The 16,670-nt window shown below is 67.7% G+C and carries 16 protein-coding genes; 7 read left to right on the forward strand and 9 right to left on the reverse strand.

Annotated elements, in window-relative coordinates; translation table 11 throughout:
• Positions 1-4 precede the first annotated feature (4 nt).
• From hutI to ada, 9 genes are all read right to left on the reverse strand, one after another.
• Positions 5-1,255, reverse strand: coding sequence for an imidazolonepropionase (hutI, locus tag NX778_RS20000; RefSeq protein ID WP_258813554.1), 1,251 nt, complete (start codon positions 1,253-1,255; stop codon positions 5-7).
• On the reverse strand, positions 1,248-1,826 hold the full coding sequence (locus tag NX778_RS20005; protein WP_258813555.1) for a HutD/Ves family protein: 579 nt from the start codon (positions 1,824-1,826) through the stop codon (positions 1,248-1,250). Before NX778_RS20005 ends, hutI begins: the two co-directional genes overlap by 8 nt.
• Positions 1,823-3,190 (reverse strand): formimidoylglutamate deiminase, encoded by a 1,368-nt coding sequence (locus NX778_RS20010; RefSeq protein ID WP_258813556.1) that lies wholly within the window; start codon positions 3,188-3,190, stop codon positions 1,823-1,825. Before NX778_RS20010 ends, NX778_RS20005 begins: the two co-directional genes overlap by 4 nt.
• Positions 3,187-3,975: an N-formylglutamate deformylase gene (gene hutG / locus NX778_RS20015; protein ID WP_258813557.1), complete on the reverse strand. Its 789-nt coding sequence runs from the start codon at positions 3,973-3,975 to the stop codon at positions 3,187-3,189. Before hutG ends, NX778_RS20010 begins: the two co-directional genes overlap by 4 nt.
• 29 nt (positions 3,976-4,004) lie before the next feature.
• On the reverse strand, positions 4,005-5,552 hold the full coding sequence (gene hutH / locus NX778_RS20020) for a histidine ammonia-lyase (RefSeq protein ID WP_258813558.1): 1,548 nt from the start codon (positions 5,550-5,552) through the stop codon (positions 4,005-4,007).
• An 8-nt stretch (positions 5,553-5,560) separates the two neighbouring features.
• Positions 5,561-7,273 (reverse strand): urocanate hydratase, encoded by a 1,713-nt coding sequence (gene hutU, locus NX778_RS20025; protein ID WP_258813559.1) that lies wholly within the window; start codon positions 7,271-7,273, stop codon positions 5,561-5,563.
• Between the two features lie 109 nt (positions 7,274-7,382).
• Positions 7,383-9,029 (reverse strand): amidohydrolase, encoded by a 1,647-nt coding sequence (locus NX778_RS20030; protein WP_258813560.1) that lies wholly within the window; start codon positions 9,027-9,029, stop codon positions 7,383-7,385.
• Between the two features lie 91 nt (positions 9,030-9,120).
• The gene (locus NX778_RS20035) at positions 9,121-9,801 is read right to left on the reverse strand and encodes a 2OG-Fe(II) oxygenase (protein ID WP_258813561.1); all 681 of its coding nucleotides are present in this window, start codon (positions 9,799-9,801) and stop codon (positions 9,121-9,123) included.
• Positions 9,801-10,862, reverse strand: coding sequence for a bifunctional DNA-binding transcriptional regulator/O6-methylguanine-DNA methyltransferase Ada (gene ada / locus NX778_RS20040; RefSeq protein WP_258813562.1), 1,062 nt, complete (start codon positions 10,860-10,862; stop codon positions 9,801-9,803). Before ada ends, NX778_RS20035 begins: the two co-directional genes overlap by 1 nt.
• Positions 10,863-10,989: 127 nt before the next feature.
• On the opposite strand from ada, the gene hutC reads away from it, so the two are divergent.
• The 7 genes from hutC (at position 10,990) to NX778_RS20075 (ending at position 16,578) form a co-directional block, all read left to right on the forward strand.
• A complete protein-coding gene (hutC, locus tag NX778_RS20045; RefSeq protein WP_258813563.1) occupies positions 10,990-11,709 on the forward strand; it encodes a histidine utilization transcriptional repressor HutC in 720 nt (239 codons plus the stop codon).
• A 259-nt stretch (positions 11,710-11,968) separates the two neighbouring features.
• A complete protein-coding gene (trxA, locus tag NX778_RS20050) occupies positions 11,969-12,295 on the forward strand; it encodes a thioredoxin TrxA (protein ID WP_258813564.1) in 327 nt (108 codons plus the stop codon).
• A 134-nt stretch (positions 12,296-12,429) separates the two neighbouring features.
• On the forward strand, positions 12,430-13,692 hold the full coding sequence (gene rho, locus NX778_RS20055; protein ID WP_258813565.1) for a transcription termination factor Rho: 1,263 nt from the start codon (positions 12,430-12,432) through the stop codon (positions 13,690-13,692).
• 6 nt (positions 13,693-13,698) lie between these two features.
• On the forward strand, positions 13,699-14,046 hold the full coding sequence (locus tag NX778_RS20060) for a hypothetical protein (RefSeq protein ID WP_258813566.1): 348 nt from the start codon (positions 13,699-13,701) through the stop codon (positions 14,044-14,046).
• A gap of 35 nt (positions 14,047-14,081) precedes the next feature.
• Entirely contained in the window at positions 14,082-14,330 is a 249-nt protein-coding gene (locus tag NX778_RS20065; protein WP_258813567.1) for a hypothetical protein, read from the forward strand.
• Positions 14,331-14,464: 134 nt separating this feature from the next.
• Positions 14,465-14,734 (forward strand): type B 50S ribosomal protein L31, encoded by a 270-nt coding sequence (locus NX778_RS20070; RefSeq protein ID WP_258813568.1) that lies wholly within the window; start codon positions 14,465-14,467, stop codon positions 14,732-14,734.
• Positions 14,735-14,853: 119 nt separating this feature from the next.
• Entirely contained in the window at positions 14,854-16,578 is a 1,725-nt protein-coding gene (locus NX778_RS20075) for an ArnT family glycosyltransferase (RefSeq protein WP_258813569.1), read from the forward strand.
• The last annotated feature ends 92 nt before the right edge of the window (positions 16,579-16,670 follow it).

Raw genomic sequence — 16,670 nt, forward strand, 5'->3', positions numbered from 1 at the left:
ACGCCTAGGCCGCAGGGGTAGCGGTCAGGGCGCCACGCGGGCGGAAATGGCCGCCGTGCACGACGGCGCGGCAAGGGTTGAAGCCGAAACCGTAGGCCAGGTCGGCCGGCCGCACGATGTCCCACAGGGCGAAGTCGGCCCGTTTGCCGACCTCCAGCGTGCCGATCTCGTCCTGCAGCCCGAGCGCGCGCGCCGCGTGGATGGTGCAGCCGGCCAGTGCCTCCTGCGGCGTCAGGCGCCACAAGGTGCAGGCCATGTTCAGCACCAGCAGGATCGAAGCCATCGGCGAGGTGCCGGGATTGCAGTCGGTGGCCAGCGCGATCGGCACGCCGGCCGCGCGCAGTGCCGCCACCGGCGGCGCCACGGTCTCGCGCAAAAAGTAGAAGGCGCCGGGCAGCAGCACGGCCACCGTGCCGGCCTGCGCCATCGCGGCCACGCCCTGCGCGGAGACATGCTCCAGATGGTCGGCCGACAGGCCGCGGTAGCGCGCCACCAGCTGCGCCCCGCCCTGGTCCGACAGCTGCTCGGCATGCAACTTGACCGGCAGGCCGAGCGCGCGCGCCGCTTCAAATACGCGTTCGGTCTGCGCATTGGAAAAACCGATCCGCTCGCAGAACGCATCGACCGCGTCGACCAGTCCCTTTGCCGCCAGCGCCGGCAGCATGCGCCGGCACACGTCGTCGATGTAGTCGTCGGCACGTCCCGCGAATTCCGGCGGCAGCGCATGCGCGCCGAGGAAAGTGGTGGCCACCGTCACCGGCATCGATTCGCCGATGCGGCGCGCCGCGCGCAGCATCGCTTCTTCGCTGGCGAGATCGAGGCCGTAGCCCGACTTGATTTCGAGCGTGGTGACGCCCTCTTCCAGCAGGCTGGCCACGCGCGGCGCGCTCTGGCGCAGCAGCTCGTCCACGCCGGCGGCGCGGGTGGCGCGCACGGTCGACAGGATGCCGCCGCCGCGCCGCGCGATCTCCTCGTAGCCCACGCCTTGCAAGCGATCCTCGAATTCGTCGCTGCGATTGCCCGCGTGGACGATATGCGTGTGGCAGTCGACCAGGCCCGGCGTCAGCCATGCGCCGCCGCAGTCGTGGACCACGGCCGCGCTGCCCTCGGCCTGCGTGCGCGGGCCGAGCCAGGCGATGCGGCCGCCGGCGACCGCGATCGCGCCGTCGCGCAGCTCGCCGTAGCCGCCCACCATGGTGGCCAGGTTCACATTGGTGTACAGCGCGTCCCAGCGCGGCGCCGGGCGCTCACTCATAGTAGATGTCGACGATGAAGACTTCCCCCTGCGCCGCGTCCAGCGTCCACAGCGACTGGCTGTCGAACACCACGGCGTCGAAGCGCACCATGCCGATGCGCTCGGCGTCGTTCGACACCGTGAGCGCATCGCCCGAGGCCAGGAACAGCACGGTGACATCGGCGCGCGTCGCGAATTTCGATACGCCTTCCAGCCGGCGGCGGCCGAATTCGTGGTGGCAGATGTCGCGCCGCGTCATCACGTTGAAGTCGGTGGTGGCGCCGCGATGCAGCTTTGCCTGCACTCGCGACTCGCCGGCGAAGCGCTGCACCGGCTCGTCCGCCGACACGGTGACCTGCTCGTCGTCGTCGATGTCGAGGGTAGCGCCATGGCCGTCGACCAGCACCAGCGTGCGGTCGACCCCGGGGAACTGGGAGAACGCGCCGTCCGCAGCGATGGTGGCCAGGCTGACGCGCCACTCGAATTCGTCGAAGCCCGCGTCCAGCGGGGCGATAGCGATCTCGGTCGTGCTGCCGCCGCCGTTTTTCCACGACACCGGCGCCAGGCCTGCGAAAGGAATCAAAGTGGTCATGAGCGCACCTCACGCAATTGTTGGATGGCGCGCCGGTAGCGCTGTGCGATCGCTTCCTGCGCCATATGCCGCCCGCCCTGCACTACCCAATGGCCGCCGGCGAGCACGTCGCGGACCAGGTTGTCGTTACCGCAGAAGATGAAACGGCCCAGCACTTCGCCGTCGGCCACGCCATCCAGGTTGGGATGGGCGCCGTCGAGCACCAGCAGGTCGGCGCGCAGGCCGGCGGCCAGCGCGCCCACGCGCCGCCCGGCCGCCTGGGCGCCACCCGCCAGCGCAGCCTGCCACAGGAAGGCGCCGACGTCACGCTGTTCGTGCGTGGCCGCGACATTGCGCGCCTGCCGCGCCAGGCGCTGGCCGTACTCCAGCCAGCGCAGCTCTTCCACCGGGCTGTGCGACACATGGCTGTCGCTGCCGATGCCGAAGCGGCCGCCGGCGTCGATGTAGGGCTTGAGCGGGAACAGCCCGTCGCCGAGGTTCGCCTCGGTGCTGGGGCACAGGCCGGCGACCGCGCCGCTGGCGGCCAGCGCGCCGGTCTCTTCATCCGTCAGGTGCGTGGCGTGGACCAGGCACCAGCGCTCGTCGATGTCGATGCGCTCCATCAGGTATTCGACCGGGCGCTTGCCGCACAGGGCCAGGCTCTGCTCGACCTCGGCCTGCTGCTCGGCCACATGGATGTGCAGCGGCCGTTCCGCGGGCAGCGCCGCAGCCAGCTCCCGGATCTGGGCGGCGCCGGCTGCGCGCAGCGAATGCGGGGCCGCGCCCACTTCCAGCTGGGCGCTGCGCAGCGGGGCCAGCGCCTCGGCGATATGCAGCACGTCGGCGACATCGGTGCGAAAGCGCTGCTGCTCCGGCCGCAGCGGCTGCTCGCCGAAGCCCGCATAGCTGTACAGGACCGGCAGCAGCGTCAGGCCGATGCCGCTTTCCTGCGCGGCGGCGGCGATGCGCTCGGCCATCCCGGCCGGCCGCTGGTACAGGGCGCCGCCCGGCTCGCGCTGCAGGTAATGGAACTCGCACACCGAGGTATAGCCGTAACGCAGGCACTCCGCGTACAGCTGGGCCGCGATCGCTTCCATCTGCTCGGGGGTGATGCAGTTGGCGAAGCGGTACATCAGCTCGCGCCAGGTCCAGAAGCTGTCCGGCCCGTCCCCGGCGCGCTCGGTGAGCCCACCCAGCGCGCGCTGGAAGGCGTGCGAATGCAGGTTGACCATGCCCGGCACCACATAGTCGGCGCGCGCCACGCCGATGCGCGGCGCGGCATCCGGCTGCACCAGGGTCAGGTCGCCCTTGCTGTTCCATTCGACCAGCACGTCGCGCCGCCAGCCCTCGGGCAGCAGCGCGTGGCGGGCGAACAGCGCCGTCATGCGCGCACCCATTCGAGCGCGGCGCCCGTCACTTGCGCCAGCAGCGGCTGGACCGCGGCCGCGAGCTCCGGGCGATACGCGAATGGCGCGCTCTCGTCCATGTACAGGCACTGGCACATCTCCAGCTGGATGGCATGCACGTTGTGCTGCGGCTGGCCGTAGTGGCGCGTGATGTAGCCGCCCTTGAAGCGGCCGTTGACCGCCACCGTGAACCGGCCGTTGGCATTGGCGGCATCGACCACCGCGGCCTGCATGCCCGGGTCGCAGGACTTGCCGTCGGCGGTGCCGAAGTTCAGGTCCGGCAGGCGTCCCTCGAAGAAACGCGGCACCCTGGATGCGATCGAATGGGCGTCCCACAGCAGCACCCGGCCGTGCAGCGCCAGCAGGCGGTCGAGCTCCGCGCGCAGCTGGTGGTGGTAGGGCCGCCAGTAGCGGTCCAGGCGGCGCCGGACTTCATCCTGGCCGGGTTCGCGGCCCGGCAGGTACAGGCTCTCGCGGCCGAAGGTGTCGACCGGGCACAGGCCGGTGGTGTCCATGCCCGGATACAGGTTGGTGTCTTCCGGCGGCCGGTTCAAGTCGATCGCGTAGCGCGACCAGCGCGCCGACAGCACCGACGCGCCCATCGCGCTGGCGAATTCGTACAGCTGCGCGAGGTGCCAGTCGGTATCCGCCAGCACCCGCGCGCACGGCGCCAGCGCATCCGCGACGTCGTCGGGGATATCGGTGCCCACGTGCGGCATCGACAGCAACATCGGCGCAGTGCCCGCCTTGAACCGGAAATCCATGGACCACTCCTGCTTTCAAATGTGATGCGTCAGACGTGCAGCCGCGCGAACAGCTCCTTGCACGTCGCCGACAGTTCGCCCTCGATAACCATCTTGCGCGCGGCCTCGATATCGGGCGCAAAGAAGCGGTCTTCGTCGAAGCGCGCCACGCGCCGGCGCAGGCGCGCATGCACGTCCTCGAGGTAGCGGGAACTGGTCAGCGGACGGTGGAACTCGATGCCCTGCCCGGCCGCCAGCAGCTCGATGCCGACGATGACCGATGTATTGTGCGCCATTTGGCCGAGGCGGCGCGCCGCGAACGTCGCCATGCTGACATGGTCTTCCTGGTTGGCGGAAGTCGGCAGGCTGTCGACGCTGGCCGGATGGGCCAGCGACTTGTTCTCGGATGCCAGCGCGGCCGCCGTCACGTGGGCGATCATGAAGCCGGAATTGACGCCCGGGTCGCGTACCAGGAAGGGCGGAAGGCCGGAGAGGGTGGCGTCGATCAGCAGCGCGATGCGGCGCTCGGACAGGGCCCCGATCTCGGCGATCGCCAGCGCCAGCGTGTCGGCCGCGAAGGCCACCGGCTCGGCGTGGAAGTTACCGCCCGAGATGACCTCACCGGCAGCGGCGAACACCAGCGGGTTGTCGGTCACCGCATTGGCCTCGATCAGCAGGGTGCGGCCGGCATTGCCGATGATGTCCATCACGGCGCCCATCACCTGCGGCTGGCAGCGCAGGCTGTACGGGTCCTGCACCCGTTCGTCGCCGACCAGGTGCGAGGCGCGGATCGCGCTGCCAGCCACCAGCTCGCGGTAGATGGCGGCCGCGGCGATCTGGCCGGGCTGGCCGCGCACCGCGTGCACGCGCGGATCGAAGGGAGCATCGCTGCCGCGCGCGGCGTCCAGCGACAGGGCGCCCGCCACCATCGCCGCTTCCAGCAGGCGCTCGGCCATGAACAGGCCTTCCAGCGCCAGCGCGGTCGAGACCTGGGTGCCGTTGATGAGCGCCAGGCCCTCCTTCGGACCCAGCTCGACCGGCGCGATCTGCGCGGCCGCCAGCGCGGCGGCGGCATCCATCAGCTGGCCGTGCATGCGCACCTGGCCGACGCCCAGCATGGCCAGGGTCATGTGGGCGAGCGGCGCCAGGTCGCCCGAGGCGCCCACCGATCCCTGCGAGGGAATGGCCGGCATGATGCCGGCATTGAACAGGGCGATCAGGGTGTCGACGATCAGCGGGCGCACGCCGGAGTAGCCGCGCGCCAGGCTGCCGATCTTCATCAGCACGATCAGGCGCACCACGGAATCGGGCAGCAGCTCGCCGGTGCCCACCGCGTGCGACAGGATCAGGTTGCGCTGCAGCTGCGCCAGCTGTTCCTGCTCGATGTGCTTCTTGGCCAAGAGGCCGAAGCCGGTGTTGATGCCGTAGGCCGGATCGCCCTTGGCGACGATGGCCTCGACGGCGGCGGCCGAAGCCTCGATATCGGCGTAGGCGGCGTGGTCCAGCGCCAGCGGCGCGTGGCTGCGCCAGACCGCGCGCAGGTCGTTCAGCGACAGTTCGCCAGGGCGCAGGGTCAGGCCGGTTTTGTGCTCGTTCATTGGATTGGTCACTTGATCATCGGGAGGTTGAGGCCATTGCGCGCGGCGCAGGCGATCGCGGTCTCGTAGCCGGCATCGGCGTGGCGCATCACGCCGGAGGCGCAGTCGTTGAACAGCACGCGCCCGAGCCGCTCGGCCGCGGCGTCGGTGCCGTCGGCGACGATCACCACGCCCGCATGCTGCGAATAGCCCATGCCGACGCCGCCGCCGTGGTGCAGCGAGACCCAGGTCGCGCCGCTGGAGGTGTTCAGCAGCGCGTTCAGCAGCGGCCAGTCGGACACCGCGTCGGAGCCGTCGCGCATGCTCTCGGTCTCGCGGTTGGGGCTCGCCACCGAGCCGGTGTCGAGGTGGTCGCGGCCGATCACGATCGGCGCCTTCAGCTCGCCGTTCCTGACCATCTCGTTGAACGCGAGGCCGGCGCGGTGGCGCTCGCCCAGCCCCAGCCAGCAGATGCGCGCCGGCAGGCCCTGGAAGGCGATGCGCTCGCGCGCCATGTCGAGCCAGCGGTGCACGTGCTGGTGCTGCGGGAACAGCTCCTTGATCTTGGCGTCGGTCTTGTAGATGTCCTCGGGGTCGCCGGACAGCGCGACCCAGCGGAACGGGCCGCGGCCTTCGCAGAACTGCGGGCGGATATAGGCCGGCACGAAGCCCGGGAAGTCGAATGCGTCCTGCACGCCTTCGTCGAGGGCGACCTGGCGGATGTTATTGCCGTAGTCGACGGCGTGCGCGCCCATGCGCTTGAAGTCGAGGATGGCGCGCACGTGCTCTGCGCAGGATGCGGCCGCCGCGGCCTTCAGTGCCGCATGCCGGGCCGGGTCGCGCTGCGCGGCGCGCCACTGTTCGATGCTCCAGCCGCGCGGCAGGTAGCCGTGGATCAGGTCATGCGCCGAGGTCTGGTCGGTGACGAGGTCCGGCACCAGGCCACCCGCGCGCGCGCGGCGCACCAGTTCCGGCAGCACTTCGGCCGCATTGCCGAGCAGGGCGATCGACACCGCCTCGCGCGCCGCGGTGTGCTGCTTGACCAGGGCCAGCGCCTCGTCGATATCCCTGGCCTGCTTGTCGATGTAGCGGGTGCGCAGGCGGAAGTCGATGCGGGTCTGGTCGCACTCGACCACCAGCGACACGGCGCCGGCGAAGGTGGCGGCCAGCGGCTGCGCGCCACCCATGCCGCCCAGGCCCGCGGTCAGGATCCAGCGCCCGGCCATGTCGCCGCCGAAGTGCTGGCGCCCGGCCTCGGCGAAGGTCTCGTAGGTGCCCTGCACGATGCCCTGGGTGCCGATGTAGATCCAGCTGCCGGCCGTCATCTGGCCGAACATGAACAGGCCCTTGCGGTCGAGCTCATTGAAGTGCTCCCAGGTCGCCCATTTCGGCACCAGGTTGGAGTTCGCCAGCAGCACGCGCGGCGCGCCGGGATGGGTGCGGAACACGCCCACCGGCTTGCCCGACTGGATCAGCAGGGTCTGGTCGTCTTCCAGTTCGCGCAGGCTGGCCAGGATCTGGTCATAGCAGGCCCAGTTGCGCGCGGCGCGGCCGATGCCGCCGTACACCACCAGGCTTTGCGGGTTTTCGGCCACCTCGGCGTCCAGGTTGTTCTGGATCATGCGGTAGGCCGCTTCGGTCAGCCAGCTCTTGCAGCTGAGCTGGCTGCCGCGCGGGGCGCGGATCACGCGCGCGGGATCGAAACGCGGGTCGGCGTCGGGGTGCTTGGAATCTGTGGTCATGGCAGCTCCTTCGATGAAAGAACGCGGCGCGGCGCGCCTTGCGATGCTCAGAGTCTAAGTTGTCTATACAACTAAGTCAAATACCTTCCGGTCCCCGCCGCCGCCCTGCTCAATGTACCTTGCGCCCGCCCACCCAGGTCTGCTGCACCTTGATCTTGAAGATGTCGTAGGGCGTGATCTTGAACATGTCGCGGTCGATCACGATGAAATCGGCGTACTTGCCCGGCTCCAGCGAGCCTACCTTGTCTTCCTGGTGGCCGGCGTACGCTGCGTCAAGCGTGAAGCAGCGGAAAGCTTCCTTCAGAGACATTTCCTGTTCCGGATACCAGCCGGCGATCGGCTGGCCCTCGTGGTCCATGCGGGTGACGGCCGCGTGGATGCCATAGAAGGGGTTGGGCGACTCGACCGGGAAGTCGGAACCGCAGGCGATGCGCGAGCCCTGCTGCAGGAAGGTGCGCCAGGCGTAGGCGCCCTTGATGCGCTCATGGCCGACGCGGGCTTCGGCCATGTTCTTGTCCGAGGTCGCGTGGGTCGGCTGCATCGAGGGGATGATGCCGATCGACTGGAAGCGCGGCAGGTCGGCCAGCGCCACCACCTGGGCGTGCTCGATGCGGTGGCGCTGCGCCTCGGTATGCGTGGCCGGGATCTCCTTCGCGAAGGTGTCGAGGATCTGGCGGTTGCCGGCGTCGCCGATCGCGTGCACGTTGACCTGGTAGCCCTTGGCCATCGCCTTGTGCATCATGGCGTCGATCTGCTCGTTGGTCTGGAACAGCAGGCCGTGCGAATTCGGCTCGTCGCTGTACGGCTCGATCAGGGCGGCGCCGCGGCTGCCCAGCGCGCCGTCGGCGTACAGCTTCACGGCGCGCAGCGCGTACATGTCCTTGCCATAGCTGTTCAAGGGTCCGTTCTTCGACAGCTGGTCGAACTCCGCGCCGGTCCCGCCGATCATCGCGTAGACGCGGGCGGTCAGCTTGCCGTGGTCGGCGTAGTCGCGGTACAGGCGGTCCTGCTGCACGCCGATGCCGGCATCGTCGACGCCGGTCAGGCCGACCCGCGCCATCTCGGCCAGCGCGGCGTCGAGCTGGCGGCGCGCCTGCTCGTCGTTCAGCTTGGGCACGACGCGGCCGACCAGCTCGACGGCGTGGTCGACCAGCACGCCGGTCGGGTTGCCGTTCGCATCGCGCATGATCTTGCCGCCGACCGGATCGGGCGTCGCCTTGGTGACGCCGGCCAGCGCCAGCGCGCGGCTGTTGGCCCAGCCGGCGTGGCCGTCGACGCGCTCGAGCCACACCGGGCGGTCGCCGACGACGGCATCCAGTTCGGCTGCGGTCGGGAAGCGGCCCAGCTTCCAGTTCTCCTGGTTCCAGCCACGGCCGATCAGCCAGCCGTCGCGCGGCTGCCTGGCGGCGTAGGCGCCGATGGCTTTCAGCGCCTGCGGCAGCGAGGTCGTGGCGGACAGGTCGAGCTGGGTCAGCATGCCGCCCAGGCCGAACACGTGGCCGTGCGCGTCGATCAGGCCCGGCAGCACGGTCTGGCCCTTCATGTCCACCCGCTTCGCCTTGGGCGCCTTGGCCGATACCTGCGCCGCCGTGCCGACCGCGATGATGCGGCCCTGGTCGTCGAAGGCCATGGCGTCGAACTGCACCATGTCGCCCTTGGCGTTCAGGGTGTAGCCGTTGGCGTGCTCGATGATGGTGTCGGCATGGGCGCCGGCGGCGATGAGGGAACACAGCAGGGGGATCTGGCGCAGGCGCATTGGTCTTCTCTCCGTTCTTTTCATGGGCTGCGCCGTGGCGGCGCGGCAGATGGGAGAGTGTATAGAAAATTATGGAATGGTCAACGCCGCGTCAGGCCGCGTCGTGGAAGATGATGCCCAGCGTATGGCGCGTCCCGCTGCGCACGCGGCTCACGCCGTGCCGCATATTCACGCGGTAGGGGCCGCGGCTGCCGTTGACGGGCCGCTGGCTGACCGCGAACACCACGGCGTCGCCCTGCCCCAGCGGCACCACTTCGGCGCGCGACTGCATGCGCGGGCGCTGTTCGGTCAGCACCAACTCGCCGCCGCTGAAATCGACGCCGGGCCGCGACAGCAGCACCGCCACCTGCAGCGGGAACACCAGTTCGCCGTACAGGTCCTGGTGCAGGCAGTTGTAGTCGCCGGCGCCGTACTGCAGCAGCAGGGGCGTCGGCCTCGTTTGTCCGGCCGCGTGGCACGACGCGAGATAGTCGGCATGGGTCGCGGGATAGCGCGCGGCCTCGCCGAGCACGGCCTGCCAGCGGTTGGCGATGCGCGCCAGCGGCGCGTACAGCGAGGTGCGCAGCGCCGCCACCGGCGCCGGCAGCGGATAGGCGAAATACTGGTACTCGCCGCTGCCGAAATTGAAGCGCTCCATCACGATCCGGCTGCGGAACAGCTCCGCCTGCGCATAGCTGGCGGCCAGCTGCGCGCAGGCGGCGGCATCGAGCAGGCCGGGAATCACAGCGCAGCCGAAGGCGTCGAGCTCCGCGCCGATGCGGTCCCAGTCCATCACCGGCTGCCTTCACGTTCGAGCAGGGCCTGCTTGCGCTCGATGCCCCAGCGGTAGCCGGAGATCGAGCCGTCGTTGCGGACCACGCGGTGGCAGGGGATCGCCACCGCCACCGGGTTGGCCGCGCAGGCGCCCGCCACCGCACGCGCGCCCGCGGGCATCCCGACGCGCTCGGCCAGCTCCGCGTAGCTGACGGTCTGGCCGGCCGGGATCTCGCGCAGCGCCTGCCACACGCGCTGCTGGAAAGCGGTGCCGCGCACGTCCAGCGGCAGGTCCAGGCCGATGCCGGGCGACTCGACGAAGCCGACCACAATCGCAACGGTGCGTTCGAAGCCGGCGTCGCCGCCCTGCAGCTCGGCGCGCGGGAAGCGGTCCTGCAGGTCGCGCACCAGGGCGTCGGGATCGTCGCCCATCAGGATCGCGCAGATGCCCTTGCCGGTGGCCGCGACCAGGATCGCGCCGAGCGAGCAGCCGGCGACCGCGAAGCGGATCGTCTCGCCGCTGCCGCCGGTGCGGAAAGTAGCCGGCGCCATGCCCAGCATGTCCTTCGAAGCGGCATAAAAACGGGCGCTGGAATTGAAGCCGGCGTCATACATCGCATCGGTGACGCTGGCGGCGCCGGCCAGCTCGCGCTGCACGCGACCGGCGCGGCAGGCGGCGAAATAGGCCTTGGGCGTGATGCCGGTGTGGGCCTTGAACACGCGGTGAAAATGGAAGCGGCTCATGCCGGCTTCGCGCGCCAGGCTGTCCAGGTCCGGTTCCTCGTCCGCCGTTTCGATCAGGCGGCAGGCCCGCGCCACCGCCTGCGCGCGCCGTTCGGCCAGCGGCGGCGCCTTCGGCTGGCAACGCAGGCAGGCGCGGAACCCCGCGGCCTCGGCTTGTTCGCAGCTGTCGTGGAAGGCGACATTCTCCGGCCGCGCCGGACGCGAGGGGCAGGACGGCCGGCAGTACACGCCGGTGCTGCGTACCGAATACACGAAGTGGCCGTCGGCCTCGGCGTCGCGGGCGCGCACCGCGTCCCAGCGCGCGGCTTCGGTGGCGAATTTGCTGTTTGCTTGCATGGCTCGGTCCTCAAGTTGACGTTGGCGCCACTGTATTGCGGCGGCGGCGCCTGCGCACTCCGGCTATTGCTTTCGAATCCGGATGCTGGCTAGAATGCCCGTCCATACGCCGACTTCGGAGAGTAGTTTGGAAGAACAGAGCGCGCAAGACAACACCCCGATCTTCCAACGCATCAAGGACTACCTGCTCGGCGAAATCGCGTCGGGCCGCTGGAAAGAAGGCGATATGGTTCCCTCGGAACAGGCGCTGGTGCGCCAGTTCGGGGTATCGCGCATGACCGTCAACCGCGCCGTGCGCGAGCTGACCGCCGAGCAGGTGCTGACGCGCCGCCAGGGCGCCGGCACCTTCGTCGCGCCGCGCAAGTTCGAAGCCACCCTGCTCGAGATCCGCAACATCGCCGACGAGATCCGCTCGCGCGGCCGCAGCCACCGCAGCAGCCCGCAACTGCTGGAACAGGCCCGGCCGGGCGACGCGCTGGCGGCCCAGTTCGAATTGGCGCCCGGCACGCCGCTGTTCCATTCCGTGATCGTGCATTTCGAGGACGAGGTGCCGCTGCAGGTCGAAGACCGCTGGGTCAACCCGGCCAGCGCGCCGGCCTACCTGCAGCAGGACTTTTCCACCATCACGCCCAACGAGCACCTGATGAAGGCGGCGCCGCTGGACCGTGCCACCTACAGCATCGAAGCCCTGCCCGCTACGCGCGATGTCGCGGCCATGCTCGGCATCGAGGCGCAGGCCTGCTGCCTGGTCCTGCGGCGCAAGACCTGGTCGGGCGGCCGGGTCGCTTCGGTGGCCACCATGTGGCACCCCGGCCAGTTGTCGCAATATACGGGCGACGTCGCGTAAGGACGCGCCGTTCGTCGACGCCGTTGCGCCAAGCCGTCGGGGTGTTGAGTTTTTGTACAAGGTCGGGACCACTTTCCTGGAAAATGCGTTATTATTCCGACTAATCCCCCGCCTGACTTCCCCTTTGTCGCCCTCCGAACATTGAATTTTGCACACTGTGTCTCCACCATAGTTGTGCGCAGGCCCGAAGGGCAGGCGGCAGCCGGCTGTTGATTGAACGGTGACGGCGTTAATTGATTTCACCTCTTTTGAGGACAACATGAGCGAAAATATCAAACACATCAGCGATGCCTCTTTCGAAACCGACGTGCTCAAGTCCGAGCGCCCGGTCCTGGTCGACTTCTGGGCCGAGTGGTGCGGCCCCTGCAAGATGATCGCCCCGATCCTGGAAGAAGTCGCCAAGGAATACGACGGCAAGATCACGATCGCGAAGCTGGACGTCGATGCCAACCAGGCCGTGCCGGCCAAGTTCGGCATCCGCGGCATCCCGACCCTGATCCTGTTCAAGAACGGTGTCGCGGCTGCCCAGAAAGTTGGCGCAATGGCCAAGGGCCAATTGACTTCGTTCATCGACAGCAATATCTGATACCATAGCGGCGGCAGCGCGCCCGCGCTGCCGTCATTTGAAACGGGCACCGCTTTCTAGCCGGCCGGCCCAGTGAACTAAGCCACGTAGTTCCCTCCCCTACCTTTAATTCCCGCCACGGGACATCCACACACATGCACCTCTCAGAACTGAAGGCAATGCACGTCTCGGCCTTGCTGGAGATGGCAATCAGCCTCGATATCGACAATGCGGCACGCCTGCGCAAGCAAGAACTGATGTTCGCGATCCTGAAGAAGCGCGCCAAGCAAGGCGAGCAGATCTTCGGTGACGGCGCGCTCGAAGTGCTGCCGGACGGCTTCGGCTTCCTGCGCTCGCCGGACGCCAGCTACATGGCCTCGACCGACGATATCTATATCTCGCCGTCGCAGATCCGCCGCTTCAACCTGCACACCGGCGACTCGATCGAGGGTGAGGTGCGTACGCCGAAGGACGGCGAGCGCTATTTCGCGCTGGTGAAGGTGGACAAGGTCAACGGCGAATCGCCGGAAGCGTCCAAGCACCGCATCCTGTTCGAAAACCTGACGCCGCTGCACCCGAACGTGCCGCTGCGCCTGGAGCGCGACATGAACGGCGCCGAGAACATTACCGGCCGCATCATCGACCTGATCGCGCCGATCGGCAAGGGCCAGCGCGGCCTGCTGGTGGCGTCGCCGAAGTCGGGCAAGTCGGTCATCCTGCAGCACATTGCGCATGCGATCACGGCCAATCACCCCGACTGCACCCTGATCGTGCTGCTGATCGACGAGCGCCCGGAGGAAGTGACCGAGATGCAGCGCAGCGTGCGCGGCGAAGTGGTCGCCTCGACATTCGACGAGCCGGCCACGCGCCACGTGCAGGTCGCCGAGATGGTGCTGGAAAAGGCCAAGCGCCTGGTCGAGATGAAGAAGGACGTGGTGATCCTGCTGGACTCGATCACTCGCCTGGCGCGCGCCTACAACACCGTGATCCCGGCATCGGGCAAGGTGCTGACCGGCGGTGTGGATGCCAACGCGCTGCAGCGCCCGAAGCGCTTCTTCGGCGCCGCGCGCAACATCGAGGAAGGCGGCTCGCTGACCATCGTGGCCACCGCGCTGATCGAAACCGGTTCGCGCATGGACGACGTGATCTACGAAGAATTCAAGGGCACCGGCAATATGGAGGTGCACCTGGAGCGCCGCCTGGCCGAGAAGCGCGTCTACCCGGCGATCAACCTGAACAAGTCGGGCACCCGCCGCGAAGAGCTGCTGATCAAGCCGGACCAGCTGCAGAAGATCTGGATCCTGCGCAAGCTCTTGTACTCGATGGACGAGATCGAGGCGATGGAGTTCATCCTCGACAAGATGCGCGCGACGAAGAACAACGTGGAGTTCTTCGACATGATGCGAAGGGGCGGCTAAGCCTGCTTGGCGCATTCACGAAAAGGCGGCCGCGTGCCGCCTTTTTTATTTGTCCGCTACGATGTGTACATCAATGTGCATTCGCCCGGATTTGCAAAAATCGGCGTTCGCACGGAGGATGATATGGAAAGCGATCTGAACAACCCGCCGCCGCCGCGGGATGCCGACTACTACCAACTCGATCGTCGCCTGACGGTCCTTGAAACCCGTTTCGACACGATCTTGCCGACGCTGGCGACCAAGACGGACTTGGTCGGGCTGAAGTTCGAGCTGAAATCCGCCATGTTTGCGTACTTCATCACGATCATCCTCGGGCTCGCAGGTGTCATTGCGACTGTTCTATTGCGCCACTGATTCTATTCGTCGATCACATTCAACGCGTACAGCAAATGGCCAGCGACCTGAACAACCTGCCACCTCCGCGCGACGCCGATTTCTACCAGCTCGACCGTCGCCTGACGATCCTTGAGACCCGCTTCGACACAATCCTGCCGACGCTGGCCACGAAAGCCGACCTTGCAGAGCTGAAAGCCGAATTCAGGACAGACTTTTCCTCGCTCTCCAGGTGGATCTCAGCAATGTTCGTTACGATGGTCATCGGCTTCTCCGGGCTCATCATCGCGATATTGCGCCATTGATATTGCCTCGCCTGTCGCTCCGCGCTATAATCGCCGGTTCAGTTTCCAACCGTGGCAAGTGATCGGCAATCGGGTCAAGAAGCAAGGCGACCGACGAAGTGCTGGTTGGCTACCAAACTAACCGAGGCAAAACCATGAAGACCGATATCCATCCGGATTACCGCGAAGTCGTGTTCCACGACCTGTCGTGCGATTTCAAATTCATCACCCGTTCGACCATCGCCACCCGCGAAACCACGAACTTCGAAGGCAAAGAGTACCCGCTGGTCAAGATCGAGGTGAGCGCCGAGTCGCACCCGTTCTACACCGGTAAGCACAAGATCGTCGACACCGCTGGCCGCGTCGAGAAGTTCCGCCAGAAATTCGGTTCCGTCGGCTCGAAGACCTCCGTCGCCAACGGCTAAGTCTGCGCTGTACGACCTGGGAAGCTACGGTTTCCCGAAGAAAAGAAGCCGCCTGGTCGGCTTCTTTTTTTTTCGCGGCTATACTACGCGACTACAAGAATCTGACAACCTTGCTATCGATGAAACCAGTCCGCCTTCCCGCCGCCGCCACCCTCGCGCTGCCACGCTGGGCGCTCCTCGCGCTTGGCCTGCTGTACATCCTGCCGGGGCTGATCGGGCGTGACCCGTGGAAGGACGATGCCGACGCCGCCAGCTTCGGCATCATGTGGACCATGGCCCATGGCCACCCGGCCGACTGGCTGTATTCGAATATCGCGGGGCTGCCGGCCGGCGACGAAGGCCCGCTCGCGTTCTGGCTGGGCGCCATCTGCATCAAGCTGTTCGGCTGGCTGCTGGGCGACGTGCTGGCCGCGCGGGTGTCGACCATCGGCATCTTCTTGCTGGGCACGGGCTCGCTCTGGTACACCGCCTTCCACCTCGGCCGCCGCGCCGAGGCCCAGCCGCTGCGGCTGGCCTTCGGCGGCCAGCCCGAACCGGACGCCTACGGGCGCACCCTGGCCGACACCGCGGTCCTGATCTACCTCGGCTGCCTGGGCCTGCTGCTGCTGTCGCACGAAACCATCGCCGCCACGCTGCAGGGCTCGCTCGTGGCCTATTTCCTGTTCCGCTCGGTGCGCTACGTCGAACTGGCCTCGACCCGCAATGCCGCCCTGATCGGCCTGTCGCTCGGCGCGCTGGCCCTGACCCGCGGCTATGCCTCGCCGGTGATCCTGCTGCTGGCCCTGTTCCTGTGCACCCGCTTCCTCAAGATGGACGCGCGCGCCACGCTGCGCGACATGGGCCTGGCAGTGGCCGTGGCGCTGGCGATCTGCCTGGCCTGGATCATCCCGGCGCTGGCGCTCCAGCCCTACCTCCAGAACCCGCTGACCGACTGGATGGCGTGGAACGCGTCGCAGCTGGCGCCGCCGAGCTGGTTCTCGATCGCCACCTTCTTCCGCGCCGGCGTGTGGTTCTTCTGGCCGGCCTGGCCGTTCGCGATCTGGGCGATCTGGGCCTGGCGGCGCCAGGAAAAGCTGCTGCACATCGTGCTGCCGCTGTATTTCGTGGCGGCGCTGACCGCGCTGATCATCTGTGATCCGGTGCCGGACAATCCCGACCTGCTGCGCCTGCTGCCGCCCTTGGCCCTGATGGCCGCGTTCGGCCTGCCGACCATGAAGCGCGGCGCCATCAACGGCATCGACTGGTTCTCGGTGATGGTGCTGACTACCCTGGGCGGCATGGTGTGGCTGTTCTGGATCGCCAAGCTGACCGGCACCCCGGCCAAGCTGGCCCGCAACGCGCTCAAGCTGGTGCCCGGCTTCCATCCCGAATTCGGCATCGTCGCTTTCACGGTGGCGGCCGCGACCACGATCGGCTGGTTCTTCCTGGTCCACTGGCGCATCTCGCGCCAGCCCTCGGTGCTGTGGCGCGCGGTGGTGCTGTCGTCCGGCGGCCTGATCCTGCTGTGGGTGCTGCTGATGACGCTGTTCCTGCCTGACCTCAACTACGGCAAGAGCTACGCCAGCGTGGCCCAGCAGATCGCCGCCCGCCTGCCGGCCGAGCCCGGCTGCATCGAGACCAATGCCGGGCCGGCCCAGCGCGCCTCCTTCGCCTACTTCGGCCACCTGCCCTTCGCCAGCGTGGAATCGGAGCGCTGCGATTACCTGCTGCTGCAGGACAGCGTGGTGGTCAAGGATGAGGAAGAATCGCTCAGCAAGTACAACTTGCGCAATTTCACCCTGCTGTGGGAAGGCCGCCGCCCGTCCGACCGCAAGGAACGCTTCCGCCTGTACCGCCGGCGCTGAAGCCTACCCGGATTGCATTGGCTCGACGCAACATTGACATCTTGCAAATTTCCGCACAATTGAGCAAAATCAAGCGTACGCCGAACCCGGCC

The sequence above is a fragment of the Massilia terrae genome (assembly GCF_024753145.1).
GTDB classification, from domain to species: Bacteria; Pseudomonadota; Gammaproteobacteria; order Burkholderiales; family Burkholderiaceae_D; genus Telluria; species Telluria terrae.